The sequence below is a fragment of the Mesorhizobium sp. P3_A2 genome (genome assembly GCF_056403115.1).
In genome coordinates, this window is sequence record NZ_JBFUGC010000003.1 from 158,726 (window position 1) to 179,281 (window position 20,556).

At 62.1% G+C, this 20,556-nt stretch carries 23 protein-coding genes and 1 pseudogene; 6 read left to right on the top strand and 18 right to left on the bottom strand.

Annotated elements, in window-relative coordinates; genetic code table 11:
* The first annotated feature begins 75 nt into the window (after positions 1 to 75).
* Complete coding sequence (locus AC1DXM_RS08240) at positions 76 to 507, top strand: HIT family protein (RefSeq protein ID WP_192253854.1); 432 nt, start codon at positions 76 to 78, stop codon at positions 505 to 507.
* A gap of 224 nt (positions 508 to 731) precedes the next feature.
* On the top strand, positions 732 to 1,721 hold the full coding sequence (locus tag AC1DXM_RS08245) for a phosphatase PAP2 family protein (protein WP_477232614.1): 990 nt from the start codon (positions 732 to 734) through the stop codon (positions 1,719 to 1,721).
* A 98-nt stretch (positions 1,722 to 1,819) separates the two neighbouring features.
* Here AC1DXM_RS08245 and clpA read toward each other — a convergent pair whose 3' ends face one another.
* From clpA to AC1DXM_RS08260, 3 genes are all read right to left on the bottom strand, one after another.
* Positions 1,820 to 4,303 carry an ATP-dependent Clp protease ATP-binding subunit ClpA gene (gene clpA / locus AC1DXM_RS08250; protein WP_477232615.1) on the bottom strand — a complete coding sequence of 828 codons (2,484 nt, stop codon included), beginning with the start codon at positions 4,301 to 4,303 and terminating at the stop codon, positions 1,820 to 1,822.
* A 6-nt stretch (positions 4,304 to 4,309) separates the two neighbouring features.
* The gene (clpS, locus tag AC1DXM_RS08255) at positions 4,310 to 4,636 is read right to left on the bottom strand and encodes an ATP-dependent Clp protease adapter ClpS (protein ID WP_023671012.1); all 327 of its coding nucleotides are present in this window, start codon (positions 4,634 to 4,636) and stop codon (positions 4,310 to 4,312) included.
* A 275-nt stretch (positions 4,637 to 4,911) separates the two neighbouring features.
* Positions 4,912 to 5,241, bottom strand: a complete 330-nt coding sequence (locus tag AC1DXM_RS08260) for a phasin family protein (RefSeq protein ID WP_477232616.1) — start codon at positions 5,239 to 5,241, stop codon at positions 4,912 to 4,914.
* 342 nt (positions 5,242 to 5,583) lie between these two features.
* On the opposite strand from AC1DXM_RS08260, the gene AC1DXM_RS08265 reads away from it, so the two are divergent.
* Positions 5,584 to 6,963, top strand: a complete 1,380-nt coding sequence (locus tag AC1DXM_RS08265; protein WP_477232617.1) for an SPOR domain-containing protein — start codon at positions 5,584 to 5,586, stop codon at positions 6,961 to 6,963.
* Positions 6,964 to 7,009: 46 nt separating this feature from the next.
* Here the strand turns inward: AC1DXM_RS08265 and AC1DXM_RS08270 are convergent, their stop codons facing one another.
* From AC1DXM_RS08270 to AC1DXM_RS08285, 4 genes are all read right to left on the bottom strand, one after another.
* The gene (locus AC1DXM_RS08270) at positions 7,010 to 7,708 is read right to left on the bottom strand and encodes a DnaJ domain-containing protein (protein ID WP_477232618.1); all 699 of its coding nucleotides are present in this window, start codon (positions 7,706 to 7,708) and stop codon (positions 7,010 to 7,012) included.
* Entirely contained in the window at positions 7,708 to 8,439 is a 732-nt protein-coding gene (locus AC1DXM_RS08275) for a VWA domain-containing protein (protein WP_477232619.1), read from the bottom strand. The genes AC1DXM_RS08270 and AC1DXM_RS08275 overlap by 1 nt, the downstream gene beginning before the upstream one ends.
* 90 nt (positions 8,440 to 8,529) lie before the next feature.
* The gene (locus AC1DXM_RS08280; RefSeq protein WP_477232620.1) at positions 8,530 to 8,967 is read right to left on the bottom strand and encodes a DUF1489 family protein; all 438 of its coding nucleotides are present in this window, start codon (positions 8,965 to 8,967) and stop codon (positions 8,530 to 8,532) included.
* A gap of 78 nt (positions 8,968 to 9,045) precedes the next feature.
* Positions 9,046 to 10,449, bottom strand: a complete 1,404-nt coding sequence (locus AC1DXM_RS08285; RefSeq protein ID WP_477232621.1) for an L-serine ammonia-lyase — start codon at positions 10,447 to 10,449, stop codon at positions 9,046 to 9,048.
* Positions 10,450 to 10,660: 211 nt separating this feature from the next.
* On the opposite strand from AC1DXM_RS08285, the gene AC1DXM_RS08290 reads away from it, so the two are divergent.
* Both AC1DXM_RS08290 and AC1DXM_RS08295 read left to right on the top strand, forming a co-directional pair.
* Positions 10,661 to 11,344: a cysteine hydrolase family protein gene (locus AC1DXM_RS08290; RefSeq protein WP_477232622.1), complete on the top strand. Its 684-nt coding sequence runs from the start codon at positions 10,661 to 10,663 to the stop codon at positions 11,342 to 11,344.
* 44 nt (positions 11,345 to 11,388) lie between these two features.
* The gene (locus tag AC1DXM_RS08295; RefSeq protein WP_477232623.1) at positions 11,389 to 12,132 is read left to right on the top strand and encodes a DUF599 domain-containing protein; all 744 of its coding nucleotides are present in this window, start codon (positions 11,389 to 11,391) and stop codon (positions 12,130 to 12,132) included.
* On the opposite strand, the gene AC1DXM_RS08300 is transcribed toward AC1DXM_RS08295, so the two are convergent.
* The 9 genes and pseudogenes from AC1DXM_RS08300 to AC1DXM_RS08340 all read right to left on the bottom strand — a co-directional run bounded on the left by AC1DXM_RS08300 (position 12,081) and on the right by AC1DXM_RS08340 (position 18,994).
* Positions 12,081 to 12,878: a YdcF family protein gene (locus AC1DXM_RS08300; RefSeq protein ID WP_477232946.1), complete on the bottom strand. Its 798-nt coding sequence runs from the start codon at positions 12,876 to 12,878 to the stop codon at positions 12,081 to 12,083. The two genes, AC1DXM_RS08295 and AC1DXM_RS08300, sit on opposite strands and share 52 nt — an antisense overlap.
* A gap of 18 nt (positions 12,879 to 12,896) precedes the next feature.
* The gene (locus AC1DXM_RS08305; RefSeq protein ID WP_477232624.1) at positions 12,897 to 13,682 is read right to left on the bottom strand and encodes a hypothetical protein; all 786 of its coding nucleotides are present in this window, start codon (positions 13,680 to 13,682) and stop codon (positions 12,897 to 12,899) included.
* A 237-nt stretch (positions 13,683 to 13,919) separates the two neighbouring features.
* On the bottom strand, positions 13,920 to 14,459 hold the full coding sequence (locus AC1DXM_RS08310; protein WP_477232625.1) for a hypothetical protein: 540 nt from the start codon (positions 14,457 to 14,459) through the stop codon (positions 13,920 to 13,922).
* Between the two features lies 1 nt (position 14,460).
* Positions 14,461 to 16,026: an amidase gene (locus AC1DXM_RS08315; protein WP_477232626.1), complete on the bottom strand. Its 1,566-nt coding sequence runs from the start codon at positions 16,024 to 16,026 to the stop codon at positions 14,461 to 14,463.
* Entirely contained in the window at positions 16,026 to 16,481 is a 456-nt protein-coding gene (locus AC1DXM_RS08320) for a GNAT family N-acetyltransferase (protein WP_477232627.1), read from the bottom strand. The genes AC1DXM_RS08315 and AC1DXM_RS08320 overlap by 1 nt, the downstream gene beginning before the upstream one ends.
* A gap of 7 nt (positions 16,482 to 16,488) precedes the next feature.
* Positions 16,489 to 16,776 (bottom strand): Asp-tRNA(Asn)/Glu-tRNA(Gln) amidotransferase subunit GatC, encoded by a 288-nt coding sequence (gatC, locus tag AC1DXM_RS08325; RefSeq protein ID WP_112561613.1) that lies wholly within the window; start codon positions 16,774 to 16,776, stop codon positions 16,489 to 16,491.
* Between the two features lie 70 nt (positions 16,777 to 16,846).
* Positions 16,847 to 17,692: a radical SAM protein gene (locus AC1DXM_RS08330; protein WP_477232628.1), complete on the bottom strand. Its 846-nt coding sequence runs from the start codon at positions 17,690 to 17,692 to the stop codon at positions 16,847 to 16,849.
* A 135-nt stretch (positions 17,693 to 17,827) separates the two neighbouring features.
* Positions 17,828 to 18,243, bottom strand: a pseudogene (locus AC1DXM_RS08335) (hypothetical protein).
* A 43-nt stretch (positions 18,244 to 18,286) separates the two neighbouring features.
* Entirely contained in the window at positions 18,287 to 18,994 is a 708-nt protein-coding gene (locus AC1DXM_RS08340; RefSeq protein ID WP_477232629.1) for a metal-dependent hydrolase, read from the bottom strand.
* A gap of 136 nt (positions 18,995 to 19,130) precedes the next feature.
* Here AC1DXM_RS08340 and ruvX point away from each other — a divergent pair, with 136 nt between their 5' ends.
* Complete coding sequence (ruvX, locus tag AC1DXM_RS08345; RefSeq protein WP_477232630.1) at positions 19,131 to 19,637, top strand: Holliday junction resolvase RuvX; 507 nt, start codon at positions 19,131 to 19,133, stop codon at positions 19,635 to 19,637.
* Here ruvX and AC1DXM_RS08350 read toward each other — a convergent pair.
* Entirely contained in the window at positions 19,555 to 19,896 is a 342-nt protein-coding gene (locus tag AC1DXM_RS08350; RefSeq protein WP_477232631.1) for a DUF6105 family protein, read from the bottom strand. The two genes, ruvX and AC1DXM_RS08350, sit on opposite strands and share 83 nt — an antisense overlap.
* Positions 19,896 to 20,504 carry a hypothetical protein gene (locus tag AC1DXM_RS08355; protein ID WP_477232947.1) on the bottom strand — a complete coding sequence of 203 codons (609 nt, stop codon included), beginning with the start codon at positions 20,502 to 20,504 and terminating at the stop codon, positions 19,896 to 19,898. The genes AC1DXM_RS08350 and AC1DXM_RS08355 overlap by 1 nt, the downstream gene beginning before the upstream one ends.
* Positions 20,505 to 20,556: the final 52 nt, after the last annotated feature.

The following is a 20,556-nucleotide window of genomic DNA, read 5'->3' on the forward strand; positions in this document are numbered from 1 at the left end:
GCCGATCTCACCTGACTGACTTGCCGGTTTGGGGAGGCTTCGCTACACCGGGAGGCACAATTCCGGAGCACCGCCATGGCTGAAGCCAGCTACGACCCCAGCAATATCTTCGCAAAGATCCTGCGCGGCGAAATCCCCTCGCACCGCGTCTACGAGGATGACGCGGTGGTTGCCTTCATGGATGTGATGCCGCAGGGGCTCGGGCACACGCTGGTTGTGCCGAAGGCGCCGTCGCGCAATCTGCTCGATGCCGATCCGTCCACGCTCGGCCCGCTGTTCACGGTCGTTAAGCAGGTGGCGCTGGCGGTCAAAAAAGCATTCGGCGCCGACGGCGTCACCGTCCTGCAGTTCAACGAACCGGCCTCTGGCCAGACCGTCTATCACCTGCATGTCCATGTCATCCCGCGGTTCGAAGGCATCGCGCTCAAGCCGCATACGGGACAGATGGAGAAGCCCGAAGTGCTGGCTGAGAACGCGGCCAAGATCCGGGCAGTGCTGAACGGTTGAGGCTTGGTTGCATCAAGACGATGCGCTTAGGCAAATTCCACCGCGTCGGTTAGGAAAGTATCAAACCACGCCGTGGTAACTTGCCGTACCGTGGTGCGTTTGGGTTTTCAAAAATCGTGGGAAATTCGGTTGCGACATCAGAACCGTTGGCAAAAGCAGGTGCCGGGCGGGTCTTTCTGAGCATCTTGGCGGACGCATACCGGCGACACCGGCTGCTGCATGTGATGGCCATCGCTGCCTTGCTCTTGGCAGCCGCGGTCGGCCTGCGCACCGGAAACATGCCGGATTTCAGCGCGCTGGAAGACTACGCCCTATACCTTCTCTTCGCTTTCTGGATAGGCGGCTGTGCCTTCGCGCTCGGCAGTTTTTTTCACCTTGCGCTCATCAAGCGGGATACTGAACCGCTCGGCACTTTTCTGAGATCGATGGGTGGCTTCTTCGGCGACGCCGAGCGCAACGCCAACAGCCTCAATGGTCTGGCTGCGAGCATTGCGCTCATATCCGCTTTCGGTGTGTTGAAAGGCGCGGTCGCGATCCTTTCGCCATTCGCATGGGACCACGCATTGGCTCAGGCCGACCGGGCGCTGCATTTCGGTCGAGCTCCCCATGAATGGCTGTGGTTTATCGTCCAGTCGCCGCTCGCCGTAAGACTGTTCAACCTGGCTTACAATTCCTGGTTCGTCGTCCTTATCGCCTCGGTCTTCATCGCTTGCATCACGCGCAAGGACACGAAGCTGCGCCACCAGTTCCTGATGAGCTTCATGCTCGTATGGATACTTGGGGGGTTCTTCCTGGCGATGGGCCTGTCTTCGGCAGGGCCGTGCTTTTACGAGCGACTGGGGCTGGGCAGCGACTACCATCCCCTGGTGCAAGCGCTCGCTGCTGCCGATCGCATCTATCCGATCTGGGCGCTGAGCACGCAGGACATGTTGTGGAGCGGCTACATCGGCGCGACCCCAGGCAGTATCGGCATATCCGCCTTTCCGTCCATGCATGTGGCGATGGCGGTGCTTTTCGCTCTTTACGCAGCACGCCGCTCACCGTTGGTTGGCCTGTTGATGTGGGCATTCGCCGCAATCATCATGGTCGGCTCGGTTGTCCTTGGCTGGCACTATGCTGTCGACGGCTATGCGAGCGTGCTGATCTCGATTGCCATCTGGAAGGCGTGCGGTCATTTCCTGGCCCGCTTCGCAGCCGACGGCGTCGCCGCCTGACCTGACAGCATCCGACCTGAACGCAGGGGCGCTGTTTCGGCAAACGGCCAGCCATGAAAAAAGGCCCCGTCACCGGGGCCTTTTCATCGGCGAACTTTTTAGCCCTTGCGTGGCAGTTGCGGCACCAGGCTGCGCTTGCCGCCGTCCTTGCCCTTAGGCTCAGGCTCGTCCTTGCCCTTGGGCTTTTGCGCCACCGCCTTCTTGGCGACGGGCTTCTTGGCCACCGCCTTGCGGGCTTTCGGCGCCTCTTCCGGCTCCTGCTTCGGTTTCACCGGGGCTTCGTCGGCCAGCGATTCGAGCTTCAGGCCGGTTTCGCCGGTTTCCTTCTTCTCGACGGTGACGCGCACCGTGCCGCCCTTCTTGAGCTTGCCGAACAGCACCTCGTCGGCCAACGGCTTCTTGATGTGCTCCTGGATGACCCGGCCGAGCGGCCGCGCACCCATGCGCTCGTCGTAACCCTTGTCGGCGAGCCAGGCGATCGCGTCCGGCGACAGGTCGAAGGTGACACCACGCTCGGAGAGCTGGGCCTCGAGCTGCATGACGAACTTCTGCACCACCTGATGGATGACCGGCACCGGCAGCGAGCCGAACGGGATGATCGCATCGAGACGGTTGCGGAATTCCGGCGTGAACAGCCGGTTGATCGCCTCGACATCGTCGCCTTCGCGCTTGGTCGACCCGAAACCGATCGCCGCGCGCTGCGCATCGGATGCGCCCGCATTGGTGGTCATGATCAGGATGACGTTGCGGAAGTCGATCTGCTTGCCGTTGTGGTCGGTCAGCTTGCCGTGGTCCATTACCTGCAACAGGATGTTGAACAGGTCGGGATGCGCCTTCTCCACCTCGTCGAGCAGCAGCACGCAGTGCGGATGCTGGTCGACGCCGTCGGTCAACAGGCCGCCTTGGTCGAAGCCGACATAGCCGGGAGGCGCGCCGATCAGCCGCGAAACGGTGTGGCGTTCCATATATTCCGACATGTCGAAGCGGATCAGTTCGACGCCGAGCGAGGCAGCCAACTGCTTGGCCACTTCGGTCTTGCCGACGCCGGTCGGACCCGAGAACAGGTAAGAGCCGATCGGCTTTTCCGGTTCGCGCAGGCCGGCACGCGCCAACTTGATCGCCGAGGTCAGCGCGGTGATCGCGGTATCCTGACCGTAGACGACGCGCTTCAGCTCGATATCGAGACCCTGCAGCACCTTCTCGTCGTCGGCCGAAACCGTCTTCGGCGGGATGCGGGCCATGGTGGCGATCGTGGCTTCGATCTCCTTGATGCCGATCGTCTTTTTGCGCTTGGCCTCCGGCACCAGCATCTGCGAGGCGCCGGTCTCGTCGATCACGTCGATCGCCTTGTCCGGCAGCTTGCGGTCATTGATGTAGCGCGCCGACAGTTCCACCGAGGCCTTGATCGCCTCGTTGGTGAACTTCACCTTGTGGAACTCCTCATAATAGGGCTTGAGGCCCTTCATGATCTCGATGGCGTCCTCGATGGTCGGCTCGTTGACGTCGATCTTCTGGAAGCGCCGCACCAGAGCGCGGTCCTTCTCGAAGAACTGGCGGAACTCCTTGTAGGTGGTCGAGCCGATGCAACGGATCGCACCAGAAGACAGCGCCGGCTTCAACAGGTTCGACGCATCCATGGCGCCGCCCGAGGTAGCGCCGGCACCGATCACGGTGTGGATCTCGTCGATGAACAGCACGGCGCCCGGATAATCCTCGAGCTCCTTGACGACCTGCTTCAGCCGCTCTTCGAAATCGCCGCGATAGCGGGTGCCGGCCAAAAGCGTGCCCATGTCGAGCGCGAAGATGGTGGCGTCCTGCAGCACTTCCGGCACATCGCCTTCGACGATGCGCTTGGCCAGACCTTCGGCGATTGCCGTCTTGCCGACGCCGGGGTCGCCGACATAGAGCGGGTTGTTCTTGGAGCGGCGGCACAGCACCTGGATGGTGCGGTTGATCTCGGTCTCGCGGCCGATCAGCGGATCGATCTTGCCGGCCTTGGCCTTGTTGTTGAGGTTGACGCAATAAGCGGTCAGCGCATCCTGCTGCTGCTTCTTCTTGCCGCCTTCCTCCTGCGGCTCGGCGCCGTTCTGGCCGCCCTGCTCGTCATCGGCGCCGCGCGGCGAGCGCGTCTCCGAAGCGCCGGGGCGCTTGGCGATGCCATGCGAGATGTAATTGACCGCGTCGTAGCGGGTCATCTGCTGTTCCTGCAGGAAATAGGCGGCATGGCTCTCGCGCTCGGCAAAGATGGCGACGAGCACGTTGGCGCCGGACACTTCCTCGCGGCCGGATGACTGCACATGGATCACGGCGCGCTGGATGACGCGCTGGAAGCCGGCGGTCGGCTTGGAATCCTCATCGTAACCGGTGACGAGGTTGTCGAGCTCGGTGTCGATATAGGTGAGGACAGTGTGCTTCAGCTCGTCGAGATCGACGTTGCAGGCGCGCATGACGGCGGCCGCCTCGGTGTCGTCGATGAGCGCGAGCAGCAGATGTTCAAGGGTTGCATATTCATGGTGCCGCTCATTGGCGAGCGTCAGCGCCTGGTGAAGCGCCTTTTCCAGGCCTTGGGAGAAAGCCGGCATGTTACCTCACTTCTTCTCCATCACGCATTGCAGCGGATGCTGATTCTGTCGGGCGAAATCCATGACCTGGGACACTTTGGTCTCGGCCACCTCGAATGTATAGACCCCGCACTCGCCCACTCCATGATTGTGAACATGAAGCATGATGCGTGTGGCGGCTTCGCGGTCCTTTTGGAAAAAACGCTCCAGGACGTGAACCACGAACTCCATGGGCGTGTAGTCGTCGTTGAGGATAAGGACCCGATAAAGGCTGGGCTTCTTGGTCTTGGTTTTCGTGCGCGTAATGACGGCCGTGCCGCGACCGGCCTCATTGCCGTCGCCGTCACTTTGCATCCGCACCACGCTTGCCGTGGCAGTCAAACCGATCGTCACGTAATCCTGCCTCTTTCGAATCCCCATGCGAGTTCGACATGTAGGTGTTCGATGGACGATTTTAAGCCCTTCTTGTTAGCTGACAATATGGCTAGGTGGGCAAACCGAGGCGATTTTCAAAATCGTGAACCGCCAAAGCCCCGGAATTGAAACCGGCATGAAAAAACCCGGCCGCGCATCCGCGACCGGGTCTGTTTTGCAAGCCCGAAAGGCCGTGCCTGGTATTTTGGAGCGAATTACTTCGCTTTGGCGACAATCGATTCGAAGGGCTTGTAGGCCTCCTTGGCGAGCTCGGCATAGAGATCGCCGAACTTGGTCGCCTCGGCAATAAAGCTCTCATAGCTCTGCTTGGCGAAGTCGGACTGGATCTCGATCGCCTTTTCCAGCGACTTGGCGGAGATCAGCTTTTCGACAGCGGCGCTGCCGGCTTCGAAGCTCTTCTTGGTGTACTCGCCAGCTTCGGTGGCGATCGCATGAGCGCCCTTGGAGAGCGAAGCGAAGCTCTTCAATCCGGTGTCGGCAAACTCTTTGCCGTATTTCGAGAAGTCCTCATAGGTCTGGGTCATTTCACGTTTCCCTTGGCGTTTTTAAAGCGCCCCTGCCTGAGCGCGGTTGTGCAATGCAGGAGAGTATATTGTGCGCTGCACAAAAGTCAAGATTTCCGCGGCGTCGGGGCCGCGCTGCGTCGGCAACGACTAAAATTCGAATAAAGAAAGCCTCAAGCCCGAGGAAAATGGTGAACGCGCCGGTTACCATAAACGGATTGGTAACGCAGGCCGCGATAGTTTGACGGCAAGTGAGGTCGGATCCCTTTGCCGCCTCCAGGGCAATGAGTTTCAAAGGAACTATCAGTGCGTCAGGCGTTGTCGGTCTTCGGTTCAAAATCCGCATCTTCCCTCAAAACGATCATGATCCTCGCCTTGGCGATGTCATTTGTCGTTGCGGATGCCGCATCGTCGATGGCCGCCAGGTCGTCGGCGATCGTCGTCGACGCCAAGACCGGCAAGGTGCTCTATTCGTCCGATGCCAATGGCCGGCGCTACCCGGCGTCGCTAACCAAGATGATGACGCTCTATCTGACCTTCGAAGCCATGGCGAAGGGTCGAATCAGCAAGAACACGCCGGTGCCGTTTTCGGCAAAAGCGGCGGCCGAGCCCCCGACCAAGCTCGGCGTCAAGGCCGGCGGAGCGGTATCGGTCGAGACCGCCATCCTGTCGATGGTGACCAAGTCGGCCAATGATTCGGCGACCGCGCTCGGCGAACTGCTCGGCGGCAGCGAGAGCAATTTCGCCCGCATGATGACGGCCAAGGCGCGGCAGCTCGGCATGGACGGCACCGTGTTTCGCAATGCCAACGGCCTGCCCGATCCCGGCCAGTTCACCACCGCCCACGACATGGCGATGCTCGGCATCGCGCTCCGGGAACATTACCCGCAGTATTACGGCTATTTCTCGCAGCGCTCTTTTCTGTATGGGCGGCAGCGCATCAACGGCCACAACCGCCTGCTCGGCCGCATCAAGGGCGTCGACGGCATCAAGACCGGCTATACCCGCGCCTCCGGCTTCAACCTCGTCTCGTCGGTTTCGGACGGCAACCGCCGCCTCGTTGCAGTCGTCATGGGCGGGACCTCGGGCCGCAGCCGCGACAACCAAATGGCCGGGCTGATCAACGCCTACATGCCGCGGGCATCGACCCGCGGCGGCGGCGCCCTGATCGCCAAGGCCGGTGGCGACAATCCGATCAAGGCGCTGGCCAAGGCTTTCTTGCCCAAGCATGACGCGCCGACGCCCGACGACAAGCCGATGGTGGAAGACGATGCCGTGGCGTCCAATGACGATCCGACATCTGCTGACGAGCAGTCTGCCGACGAACAGACGGTAGCCGCGGTCGAAGAACCCGCTCCCGTCGTCAAGACCAGGAAGGTCAAGACCGTCATCGTGACGGCGCCCAAGGTCGAAACGGCACAAATGGTCGCGGCCTACGCCGAGCCCACGCCAGCATCGCCTCCGGCGGTCGATCCGGTCAACACCGCCTCGGTGCCGTCCGGTTGGGCGGTTCAGGTGGCGTCTTCGCCCAAACAGTCCGAAGCCCAGGCTTTCCTCGACAAGACCGCCAAGCAGGCGCCGAAGATCCTTGCATCTGCCTCCGGTTTTACGGTCGCTTTCGACAAGGATGGCGAGACCTATTACCGCGCCCGCTTCGGCGGTTTCGGTTCGAAGGATGCGGCCTGGAATGCCTGCAATGCTTTGAAGAAGAAGAAAATTACCTGCTACGCCGTCCAACAGTAGGCGGCGTCGAGGACCATCTCCCGGAAATTTACTGCGTCGAAGGAGACTAGTTGTGATTGGAGAGCAAGACGTCCTTGGCTTCGTTGATCCGCGCCGCCAGGAAAGACGTGCCGCCGATGTCGGGGTGCAGGCGCTGCATCAGGCGGCGGTGCGCCTTGCGGACATCCGCCGCGGCGGCCCCCGCTTCAAGACCAAGGACCTTGTAGGCCTCCTCCTTAGTCATGGCGCCCGCACCTGGCGCAACACCCAGCCCTTCGCCACCGTTCGTCTCAGCGTCTTTGCGCCAGACGGGAAAACGGCCGTCAAGATACGTCTCTAGCAACTGACGGCTCTCCGGATCGCCGGGGAGCTCGCGGTAAAGCTGCTGCAGTTCGGGCAGGCCCATCGCGCCCAACATCTTGCCTTCATGGCGGCCCGCCAGAACCAGGCCTTCAAGCCCGCCCGTATCGTGATCAAGTTCCATCTCCAGCGCCGCTGTGCGCACCGTTGAGCGCTTGCCGGGCGCCGGCCTGACCGTGGGCCGCTTCATCCGCACCGAACCATACCAGGCAAGGGCCGCGGCCAGGATGAGGCCGGCAATGCCTTCGCGGCCGACAACCAGCACGGCGAGGCCAAACAGCGCCAGAAGGATCGGGCCGAGCGTGCGCATGCCGCTAGCCAGTTTTTGCGCATCGGCGCGGACGAAGATCGTCGCCGCGCCAAGCAGCACCAGAAACAGTGCAACAAGTGCAATGATTGCGCCCATCAATTCCCGCCGCCCCGCAGATGCTCGATCAACAGCCGGTCTCCCGGCCGGTCCCTTGCCTCGAGCGCCTTCAATCCGCCGGTCGCATAGACGGCGACGGCTGAAAGCAGTCCGGCCAGGGTCGCGGCAGCCCGCCGGTCGAACCGGAACCAGGCCCCTTTGGACAGCCGCGCGATCTCCTTGAACGCCTTTTCTGCGCCGGAATCATGACCCTCCTGGAAGACGAAGACGGGAACGCCGTGCAGGCCTAGGCTGCCGGCCTTCTGCGCTAGGTCGTCGATATTCTCTTCCATGGCGTCGCCGATATAGACCAGCGCATTGACCTTCGCCTTCGCCGTCTCCTTCAGCGCATGGGTGAGGACCTTGCCGATTTGGGTGGTGCCGCTGCGGCACACGATGCGCGTCATCAACGTCTTCAAGGCATCGGTGTCGGCAACGAAGGCCGATGACCGGCATTCGCCCAGCCCGCGAAAATAGGCAAGTTGGACGCTGAGGGTTCCGGCCTTGCCGACGGCATCGAACATTTCGCCTTGCAGCTTGGTGGCGAGATCCCAGGTCGGCTGGCGGCTCATCGTCGCGTCGAGCGCCAGGATCAGCCGCCCGGAGCCGGTCGCGGACGCGGCAAGCGACCGCGACCGGCGGATAAAGGCGTCGATCTCGCCGGCATTGGATTGAGGCTTGACCGGCGCAGAACTGGCCTTTGCGGGCACTGGCTGCTTCTTGTCGCTCATAAGAAGCAAGATGTGGCGTTGCCGGGCTGCTTGCAAGTCCAGTCTCGGACAAGATAAAGGGCCAGCGATGGCACCGCGCGGCCCCAGGCGCTAGAGCAGACCGAGATCGGCGAGCTCGCGCTTCAATTTCGGCGGCATCTCGACCATTCCGGCCTTGCCCTTGCCGATGTCGGCCGGCGCATCCGACGGTTTCAGGTAGCGCCAGCCCTGGAAGGCGCGGCGCGGCTGCCAGTCGGTGCGCACGACCTCCAGGTCGAGCATCAAACGGCAACGGCCGATGCCTTCATCGTCGGTGAAGGGCCTGATATCAGTGATCAGCTGGCGGCACTGGACGCTACCCTTGATCACCCAATAGAGCGAGCCGCCATCGGTGACCTCGGCGCCACGTGTCGGCACCATGCGGGTCGTGTGCCAGTGTTCGGCCGGTTCGCCGGCGCGGCGCCGCTCATCGAGACGGAAGGCGATCCACTCTTCGAGATCCTCGACGCTGTCGCAACCGACGCAGAGTTTTAGGAGATTGAGTGCCATCGCTTAAGGTTTAGTCCGGCGTGCGGCTGCGTCAACGGCTCTGCCCGACTTCTCCACAGTGCCAGCGGCGTTGAGTGTTCAACATTCCACGACATTGACGGCGAGGCCGCCAAGGCTGGTTTCCTTGTACTTCTCGTTCATGTCGAGGCCGGTCTGGCGCATGGTTTCGATCGCGGCGTCGAGGGGCACGAAATGGACGCCGTCGCCCTTGATGGCGAGCGAGGCGGCGGTCACTGCCTTGACGGCGCCGAGCGCATTGCGCTCGATGCAAGGCACCTGAACCAGGCCGCCGACGGGATCGCAGGTCATGCCGAGATGGTGTTCGAGCGCGATCTCGGCGGCATTCTCGACCTGCTCGGGCGTGCCGCCCATGACCGCACAGAGGCCTGCAGCCGCCATCGCCGAGGCCGAGCCGACCTCGCCCTGGCAGCCGACCTCGGCGCCGGAGATCGAGGCGTTGGTCTTGATGATGCCGCCGACGGCGGCGGCGGTCAGCAGGAAGTCGCGGATGCTCGGCTGATCGGCCTCGGGGTGGAAATGCAGCCAGTAGCGCAGTACGGCCGGCAGCGTGCCCGCCGCGCCATTGGTCGGTGCGGTGACGACGCGACCGCCCGCGGCGTTTTCTTCGTTCACCGCCATGGCGTAGATCGACAGCCAGTCATTGGCGAGCAACGGGTTTGGCTTGTTCTGCTGCCACTGCTCCTGCAGCTTGTCGTGCAGCATGCGGGCGCGGCGGCGCACCTTCAGCCCGCCGGGCATGATGCCGTCCTGCGACAGGCCACGGTCGATGCAGCCCTTCATGGCGCCCCAGATGGCGTCGAGGCCGCTGTCGAGCTCCTCGCGCGACATATGCGCCTCTTCGTTGACGCGCTTCATGTCGGCAATCGACAGGCCGCTCTTGCCGGCCATCTTCAGCATCTCGACGGCATTCTTGAAGGGATAAGGCACCTTTTTGCCCTCGGTCGTCACCGAGCCCTTCACCTTCATCCGCTGCAGCTCTTCTTCCGAGACCACGAAGCCGCCGCCAATCGAATAATAAATGCGCTTGAGCAGCAGCCGGTCGCCGGCATCGTAGGCGTAAAACACCATGCCATTGGCGTGGCCGGTGAGCGGCGTCTTCCTGTCGAGCACCAGATCCGTCGCCGGATCGAAGCGATAAGAGGGATGGCCGGGCGGCGAAATCCGCTTCTCGGCGGCGATGCGCGTGGCGATGGTATCGGCCTGATCGGGGTCGACTGTCTGCGGTATCAGGCCGGCAAGGCCGAGAACAACAGCGCGGTCCGAGCCATGGCCGATGCCGGTATAGGCGAGCGAGCCGTGCAGGCTGGCGCCGATCCGATCGACCTTGACGCCGGCCGGGCGTGGCCAGTCATCGCCGGCGATCTCGTCGAGAAACCGCCGCGCCGCCGTCATCGGCCCCATCGTGTGCGAACTCGACGGCCCGATGCCGATCTTGAACAGGTCGAAAACCGAAAGGAACACGCTGCGCCGTCTCCGGGAATGGGATCAAGACCTACATATAGGACTTTCCATGATGTTTGTGCTGTTTTGACAAACGCAGCGCTGCGCCCGCCGACCTTGTTTGCTCCGGCAGCGACATTGATTGCTCGACCATGACGGCGCGGCTATTCTGAACATCGCGCCCCGAGGTGCGCCCGCAGCGTTTGTTTCTCGTCTGCCGAGGGAGAGAACCGTGCTTACGTTGAATGCCAGGCCGCAGCCGGTGCGCATCGCACCTGTCGAGACCGCCGTCGTCGTGGTGGACATGCAGAATGCCTTTGCCTCGACAGGCGGCATGTTCGACCTCGCCGGCTTCGACATATCCGGCGCCGCACCGGCAATCGACGCCAACAGGCGCCTGCTCAAGGCGGCACGCGAGGCCGGCGTCAGCGTTATTTACCTGCAGATGTCGTACAAGTCCGATCTCAGCGATGCGGGAGACCCATCGTCCCCCAACCATCACAAGGAGCTGGTCATGATGCGCGAGCGTCCCGAGCTTGCCGGCAGACTGTTGATCGATAACAGCTGGGATTGGCAGATCGTCGACGCGTTGACGCCCGAGTCGGGCGACCAAATCATCCGCAAATCGCGCTACAGCGGCTTTTGCAACACCGGCCTGGAATCGTATCTGCGCGCCCGCAAGATCCGAAATCTGCTGTTCACCGGCGTCGCCACCAACGTCTGCGTCGATGCCACCGCGCGCGACGCCTACATGCTGGAATTCTGGCCGATCCTGGTCGAGGACGCGATGAACCATTCGGGTCCCGACTTCAACCGCCAGTCGACGCTGTGGAACTTCGAACACGCTTTCGGATGGATCACCAGGACTGACAGCGTCATCGAGGCGTTGCACATGGCTGCGCCTTTGCCGGCCTGAGCCAGCCGTCGAAACGGGCGCCTTGCCTGTGGTAAAAGGGCTGCATGGGCGATTCCTTTCATCTGTCGACGGCTGATCTCGCGGCGCTGGCTTTCTTCCTCCTTGCATGGGTGCTGCATACGCTGGCGTCCGACGGGAAGCTTGTCAGCCGGGTGTCGCTGACGATGGCGATGAATGTCCAGCGCGAGGCCTGGATGCGGACCATGGCCGAGCGCGAGATCCGCATCGTCGACACCGCCATCATGAGCGGCCTGCAGCAAGGCACCGCCTTTTTTGCCTCCAGTTCGCTGATTGCGCTCGGCGGCTGCTTTGCGCTGCTCGGCGCCTCCGACCGGGTGCTTGACGTGCTGAACGACCTGCCGCTGAACGCGACCTCGTCGCGCGCGGCGTTCCAGATGAAGGTCTTCGGCCTGGTGCTGATCCTGGCCTTCGCCTTCTTCAAATTCGGCTGGGCCTACCGGCTCTTCAATTACTGCACGATCCTGATCGGCGCGGTGCCGATCCCGCATGGAGAGGCCTCGCGCAACCCGGTCAGCGAAACGGCTGTGTGGCGCGCGGCGCGCATGAACATGTTGGCCGGCAAGCATTTCAACTCAGGCCTGCGCGCCGTGTTCTTTTCCATCGGCTATCTCGGCTGGTTCGTCGACCCGGTCGTGTTCGTTTTGTCAACGCTGCTGCTTCTGGCGGTGCTGGTGCGCCGCCAGTTCTTCTCGGCCGCCAGGCAAGCGGTGATTGGTCAACCGCCCGGGCCCGGGAAAAGCTGGTCGATCCGCCCCGACAGCCAATAGGCGGCTAGACCGATCCATTCGCGGATCGCCGTGGTGGTGGTCTGCAGCGAATCCGGCGCGTTATCGCGGAACAGGCCAAAGCCTTCCTTTCCCGAGGTGCGATAGTCGACAGGCCACGGAATCGTCGGAAAGCCGGCCTTGTCGAACAGCGCCTTGGAGCGCGGCATGTGGAAGGCGGAGGTCACCAGCAGCCAGGTCTCGCCCGGCTTCGGCGTCACCAATGCCTTGCTGAAGACTGCATTCTCATAGGTGTTGCGGGATTTGTTCTCCAGCATCAGGCGATCGGCGCTCACGCCGAGCGCGCCGAGCAGGCGCGGCGCGGTGGCCGCATCGCCCTCTCCCTCGATGAACATTTCACCGGTGCCGCCCGAGATAACCACCTTCGCGTCCGGAAAGCGCCGGGCAAGGATTGCGGTCTCAACCATGCGGTCGCCGCCGGAATTCAGTTCATAGCCGCCGCGCACCAGATTGATGGCGCCTTCGAAACCGCCGCCGAGGACGACGATGCCATCGACCTTCTGCGGCAGCGGTGGCCTTGCGAAGCGCTCCTCCAGCGGATTGAGCATCATGGCGCCGAGCGACGTCCATGCCGACAGCGCGAGAATCAGGAAGGCAAGCACACTGCCTGTCGCCGCCAGCCGCCGCCGGCCGATCAGCGCGGCGAGCAAGCCAGCCAGCAACAGGAAGATCGCCAGGTTGAGCGGCTGGACGAAAAACCAGAAAATCTTGGAAAGATAGAAGAACAGGTCCAACGCCCTTTCTTTTCAACCGCGGCGAAAGAAATACCAACCGTCGCCAAGGGAGCGAACAACGATGTATCCGTCTTGTGATATGGGTGGCACGTCCGCCGGGCGCGTCACGTGAAGGTACCCGATTTCATAGTGAGGTGCGTCAAGCATCACGATGAGTGCGAAGCAATCTTTAACGCTGCAGCTCCCTTTCGAATTGCCGGTGGTTTGATTTTTTAGATCAATGTAGTCGATCAAAGTATCGTCGAGAAACTCCTTGTAGCGAGGCCATCCGTGGTCGATGGTCGGGTACTGATTGGCGTCGTCAAAGCGAACCCGGTTGCGGATTTCTTCGAAGGATTTTCTCTTGTCGTGAAAATTGGCAATCAGGACATCGTCGGTGGATGCCGCAAGCAGCATGTGCGCGTGGATCCATTCAGCTCTCTCAAGTGTCATCGACGAACTGCTCGCCATTTCGGCGGCTGATTGAGACAGGCCGTACTTGACGTTCATGCGCATCGTTTTCGGCATCGCGTTCGCCGATCCGGAAATCGCCCAGCCATTCCCTTCCTTGACCAGGTAGACGTACAGATTCATCCTTTGAGCAGGCAGCCTGTCATCAAAATACTTCACCTCTGGAGCGATTGCGGTGAGGCTGACGACGGCGATGCTGTCCTCATTGCTGATCAGCTCGTAGTCTCGTGGCTCGATCAAACTTGGCGCCAGCTCGCGCTGAACAAATCCTACGGGACCGTCGGCCGCCGCCGCAGCTATCGGCGCCATTGCGGCGACGAACAAAGCGATCAGAGCTTTTGCATGCATCGGATTGCCCCATACTCGCCAAGTCGAAATCAGACCGATGCGGTCGCAACCGAAGATGGCACAAATCGCTATTGAAAATCTTCTTATAGTTTAGTTCGAACCGATACTGGACGTCAGACAGCTACCACCACTTTTCCGGCTTAAATGTGCCCGCCGCCTGCTCGATTGCGGCAGCGGTCTGGAAAAGGCTTTCCTCGTCGAAGGGACGGCCGATCAGCTTGGAGAGATAGAAGAACATTACCTACCTATCGCCAGCATGAATTTTTGACGGCCGATGAAATCCTGGATCGCATTCGCCACAACCTCCGCCTCCTCACCGCTCAACTCCCTGCCGAAAACAAGGGTGCCGTTCGCGTTGGTCAAACGGATGACTTCCAACAGCCCGACTTCGTCCGTCGGATAGGTATGATCGAGGATTTCGACGTTAAGGTGCCCTTTCAAAGGCAATGAAGAATGATTTCCTGGAGACCCCCTGATGTCGCGTACAGCGGCGGCGGCGGTCAGCCGCAGGGTTTCCTTGCCGAAGACCAGCCAGATGAAATCCTTGCCGAGGAAATAGGTGAACAGGGCAATGATCGCCACGAACGACAGCAGGCCGAGAGTGCCGCTGGTGAGCGTTGCGGGCGACGTGTCTCTCAATCCCATATAGCCGGTGTAGGCTACGATCGCGGCCCCGATCAGGACAAAGCCTGTCCTGAAATCCGAGGTGCGTGGTGGGTTTGTGATCAGCAGTTCGTCTCCCGTCTCGACGATGGAAATGCGAGACGGGGGCGGCATGCTACCACCACTTCTCCGGCTGGAAGGTTCCCGCCGCCTGCTCGATGACGGCAGCCGTCTGGAACAGGGTTTCCTCATCGAAGGGACGGCCGATCAGCTGCAAGCCGAGCGGCAGGCCCTTGGCGTCGAGGCCGGCTGGAACCGCGATGCCCGGCAGGCCGGCCATGTTCACGGTCACCGTGAAAATGTCGTTGAGATACATCTTCACCGGATCGGCGGCCATGTCCTCGTCTGCGATGCCAAAGGCGGCGGACGGCGTTGCCGGCGTCAGGATGACGTCGACGCCGGCGGCAAAGACGGTCTCGAAGTCGCGCTTGATCAGATTGCGCACCTTCTGTGCCTGCAGATAATAGGCGTCGTAATAGCCGGCCGACAGCACATAGGTACCGATCATGATGCGCCGTTTGACCTCGCGGCCGAAACCGGCGGCGCGGGTCTTTTCATACATGTCGACGATGTCCTTGCCCGGCACGCGCAGGCCGTAGCGGACACCGTCGTAGCGGGCGAGGTTGGATGACGCTTCGGCCGGCGCAACGATATAATAAGCCGGCAAAGCATATTTGGTGTGCGGCAGTGAAATGTCGACGATCTCGGCGCCGGCTTCCTTCAGCCAGGCAATGCCCTTCTGCCACAGCGCCTCGATCTCTTCCGGCATGCCGTCGACGCGGTATTCCCTGGGAATGCCGACCTTCATGCCCTTGATCGGCTTGCCGATCGCCGCCTCGTAATCCGGCACCGGACGGTCGACCGAAGTGGTATCCTTGGCATCGACCGAGGCCATCGACTTCAACAGGATCGCGGCGTCGCGCACGTCGCGGGCGATCGGGCCGGCCTGGTCGAGCGACGAGGCGAAAGCGACGATGCCCCAGCGCGAGCAGCGGCCATAGGTCGGCTTGATGCCGACGGTGCCGGTGAAGGCCGCGGGCTGGCGGATCGAGCCGCCGGTGTCGGTGGCGGTGGCGCCGGCGCACAGGAAAGCCGAGACGGCCGAAGCCGAGCCGCCCGACGAGCCGCCGGGCACCAGCTGGGCATTGTCCAGCGTGCGCGCGGTCTTGGTGCCGCCGGCCGAGACAAAACCGCCATCGCCCTGATGCGTGGTCGGCATCACCACCGTGTCGAGGCGCGAGCGCCGCCACGGATTGACGACCGGACCGTAATAGGAGGTCTCGTTGGACGAGCCCATGGCGAACTCATCCATGTTGAGCTTGCCGAGCATGACGGCGCCGTCGGCCCACAGATTGGCGGTGACGGTCGATTCATAGCGCGGCTTGAAGCCGTCCAGCACATGGCTGCAGGCCTGGGTGTGGACCCCCTCGGTGCCGAACAGGTCCTTGATGCCGAGCGGGATGCCTTCCAGCGCGCCGCCCTCGCCCTTGGCCAGCCTGGCGTCTGAGGCCTTGGCCATATCGCGCGCCTTGTCGCCGGTGACGACGATGTAGGCGTTGAGCACCGGATTGGCGCGCTCGATGGCCGAGAGATAGGCCTCGGTGATCTCGGCGGCGGAAATCTCCTTGCCGCGCAGCTTGGCGCGGGCCTGCGAAATCGTCAGATGGGTCAGTTCGCTCATCAAAGGCTCTTTTCGTAAAACACCGACCACTCGGAATCGGGATAATCCAGCACCGGCCCGCAGCGCGAGAAGCCGGCGCGTTCGTAGACGGTCCATGCCGCGGGATGGCGGTCGCCGGTTTCCAGCACCAGGCGCTTCAATCCTTCTTGACGCGCCAGCGTCTCGACCCGCTCGACGATTTTGGCGCCGATCTTCCTGCCGCGATGCGAGGGCCGCGTGTACATGCGCTTCACCTCGCCGACGGTCGCATCATGGCGCTTCAGCGCGCCACAGCCGATGGCCTGCCCGTCGTCGCGGGCGATGAAGACGGTGGTGTCTGCGCCGGCCATCTGCTCGACCGTCAGGTGATAACAGTGCTCCGGCGGCGTCAGTTCGAGCAGCGTCGCGTTGAGCTCCTCGACCAAAGCGCGGACATCGTCCTGCAGCGGCGTTTCGATGGCGATCTCGATTGCCATCGGCCGCCTACTCCACGACCTTCGGCACGAGGAAGAAATTCTCTTCGGTGGCCGGCGCGTTGGCGACGATATCGGCAGCCTTGTTGCCGTCGGTGACGATATCCTCGCGCTTCTTCATCTCCATCGGCGTCACCGAGGTCATCGGCTCGACGCCGGAGACATCGACCTCGTTCAGCTGCTCGACGAAGCCCAGAATGGCGTTCAACTCGCCGGTCATGCGCTCGGCATCCTCCTCGCTCACCGCAATGCGGGCGAGACGCGCAACGCGCTTCACTGTCTGCAGATCAACGGACATGTCTTTAGCCTTTGGGAAAACCAGATGGCGCTATAGCGGCGCGGCGCGTGCCGCGCAACATCGATCGTGCTCAAGGCTGCGCAGCGGTGCCGGTCCGGGGCTTCGGCAGGCGCAGCGGAAGCGGCAATTCAAACTGCCGCTCATTGGCCGGGCACATGCCGCACGCGGCTTCGTCCTCGAGGGCGGCAAAGTCTTTCAGCTCGGCGTTGGAGCAATCCGGTTCGAGCGGGCGATAGGCGAGATAGCCATCCCATTTGTCGGAAAGCCGGTATTTTGCCTTCTGCATCGGCAGATAGGCCAAGGGAGCGCATTTCCAGATGCGCCCATCGAGAAGCTGCTTGCAGTGACGAGCCGGACAGGCCTCCCAGCTGGCGCGCGGGTCGCCATCCTCGAACGGCAGCATAGTGTCGCCAAAACCTTCGTAGCGCCGGGTCCAGTTCTTGTACGCTGGACGCACCCTGGCGACGAAACCGTGTTCCTGGCGCCATTGTTCCAGCAAAGCCAAGACCGGTTTCAGCCGGTCACGGTACTCTTCGGAATCATGATGCACGGAGATGACAACGCGGGCGTCCGGGTCAGCCGCAAGGACGACCGGCAGCGTCGGGTGGCGGTGCAGGAAGAAGCCGTTTGAGACGATCTCGATCTGCGTGCGCGGCCAATGCCGCCGCACCAGGCCGACAAATTGCGGCAATTGCGGATGGATGGTGGGTTCGCCGCCAAGCAAAGAAAAGCGGGTGACCGAGACGCGCCGGCTCCACAGCCCCATCCAGCGGTCGGCATCCTCGAGCGACACCGTGCCGGAATGGGCATGGTTGGAATAGTGCGAGCAGCTTTCGCAGGCCAGGTTGCAGCCATGCGCGACATGCAGTTCGAGCTTCCTGAACACCGGCCGCTCTCCCTGCAGTAGCAGTCCCATCCGTTTCAGCATCCCCATAGGGTCACGCTAGCATGCGGATGTGTGCGGAGCATCATCTCGCCGGCGGCAAATTTCAGCTCTTTGTTTTACGCAATTCCCGAGGGAAAACCGCTCCACACTTTTCCTGGAATTGCTCTAAGGCAGGGACACGCCATCGCACAGGTAATAGCTGCCGCCATTGCCGGCCTGCTCGCCTTCGTCGGCGGTCGGGCGTACCGAGACGATGTCGATTTGCGTCGCGTTCATCTGCGTGATCGAAAGCACATCGGGAAAAAGAAAGCCCGGCTCCTGGCAGATGGCGGTGACCGCCCAGCTCGGCGAGCGCGTCGCCTTGGTGACCTGGACGAACTCGCAATTGTACTCGACGCTTTGCAGGCCGTCCGCCGACAAGATGACATTGCCGGCGTCGATCAGCGTCTGCAGCGTATCCTTTTTGCTTGCGCACAAAGCTCCTGGGTTTGGAGATAGACGCCCTTGATGAAGTCCTCGGCGGCCGATGCGGGTGACGCCGCAACCAGCATCGAAACGCAAAGAGTCCTTCTCAAGCCCATGGTTTCATTCCCTTTTGCGCAAGGGATCGTCCAAGCGATCACTCTATAGTGTGATCGTTTGGCCGATTGCTGGCAAGGCCACCTTGACATCGGACCCTTCCAGCCCGGCGACGAACTTTTCCGCTGTCGGGTCGATGATCGGGAAGGTGCCAAAGTGACAGGGCACGACCGTGTCGAAGTGGAAGAAGCGCCGGCAGGCCAGGGCCGCCACCGCGCCGCCCATGGTGAAGCGGTCGCCGACCGGCACGATGCCGATCTTCGGCTCATGTAATTCGTTGATCAGCGCCATGTCGGAGAAGATGTCGGTGTCGCCCATGTGGTAGAGCGTCTTGTCCTCTGGAAAATGCAGGACCAGCCCGCCGGGATTGCCGAGATAGACATTCTGGCCGCCATCGAGGCCAAAGGACGAGGAATGCAGCGCCTGGACGAAGGTGGTGGTGAAGGCGCCGCAATCGACGGTGCCACCGAGATTGCCGGGGTTGATCTTGTTGCCATCGACACCCCGGCCGACCAGGTACATGCAGATCTCGTAGTTGGCGACCAATTGAGCGCCGCTCTTCTTCAGCACCTCCGCCGCGCCGCTGACATGGTCACTGTGGCCGTGGGTCAAAAGCACATGGGTGACGCCCTCCGCGGGCCCCTCCCAGCCGCCCGTCCATGACGGATTGCCGATGAGATAGGGGTCGATCAGGATAGTCGCGCCCGATGTCTCGATGCGAAAGGCCGAATGTCCGTACCAGGTCAATTTCATCAATCGTTTTCCTCGATTTTGGTTGCGCCGGAAGATAGAACGCCGGCAGCAAAATTAAAGTGACATAGTATGCTCGCGGTTCAAAAGAACGTGTCACGCGCTTTGTCACGGTAAAACTGGTTTTTGGGGAAAGCCGTTGGGCATCATAGCAATCGAGGATCTGCCGGCACGCCTGGAAGGCGGCAGGACGCTGGCCGGACTCGACCTCGGCGACAAGACGATCGGCGTCGCCGTTTCCGATCGCGGACTTTCCTTCGCCCATCCGCGCCCGGTGATCCTGCGCAAGAAGTTTTCGCTGGATGCGGCAGCGCTGCTTGCCCAGTTGCAGAAGGACAATGTCGGCGCGCTCGTGCTCGGCCTTCCCATCAACATGGACGGGTCGGAAGGTCCGCGGGCGCAAAAATCGCGCGCCTTCGTGCGCAACATGGCAGGCATAACCGACCTGCCCTTCGTGCTGTGGGACGAGCGGCTGTCGACGGTCGCCGCCGAGCGGACGTTGATCGAAATGGATTTCTCGCGCGCCAAGCGCGCCGGCAAGATCGATTCGGCGGCGGCCGCCTTTATTCTGCAGGGAGCTTTAGATCGACTCCAGTCGCTTGGCTCATCCGATCGGACGGAACCGGACTTCCCGTCTGGCGCCTGATCCATGCGGCGATGTTGCGGCGGCGCCGGAACGCCCACAATGCCGTCAACAGGAATCCGTCAAAGACGCAGGCTCTTGCCACCATGCCCGGAATGATCGCCGGGTCGATGCCCAGCATCTGGCCGTAGAGCTGGAACACGACGTCGTGCAGCTGCCGGCTGAGCATGACGTAGCCGAAATTGATGTCGTTGAGCGACAGGAAGAACCAGCCCCAGAACAGAGCGAGTGGGGCGGCCCACAATGCGAACAGCGTGCGCATCAGTGACCGTCCCTGCGGCTGGAGCCGCCTCTATGGCCACCATCTCTGTGACCGCCATCCCTGGGACCAATGTCCGGCCGGCCGGAAATGCGCGACAGCAAGGAGCCGTGCGCGGCGCCTTGTGCCATGGCATGCGCAGTGGCGCGGCTCTCGGCCTCGCGCGAAACTGCGACGGCCAAAACCGACCTCCGCTCGGTATGCATGGCGACGTAAGAGGCCAGAAGTGCCGCCAGTTGCACGGCCACAACCATGAACAGGCCGTTGATGCCTTGCGCGGCGCCGCCGATCAGGATTAGCGACAGGACGGCGGATGCGGAAATAAAGGCAGTCCGCGCCACGCTGTCGGCCCCGTCGGGGCTCGCTGCGGCGTTAACCAAACTCTCGACGAAGACCCAGCAAAACAACACCGCGACGACCAGCAAGGCGATGGCCAGCGGCGCCACGACTGCAGCGTTGTCGAGATCGACCAGACGGGTGTTTTCCACGACGACGCCGAGCACCCCCAGAGCGCCCGCAACGCCGCGGTTTCCATCCATACAGATGAACGCCAGCAGGGCGAAAACCACTGCCCAGTGCAAGGCCAGAAAAGAGGTCAAAACGGCACGCATGGCATTCCTGCTTTGGTGACAAAGACAGTGGGCTTTGCGGCCCGCCGCTGCA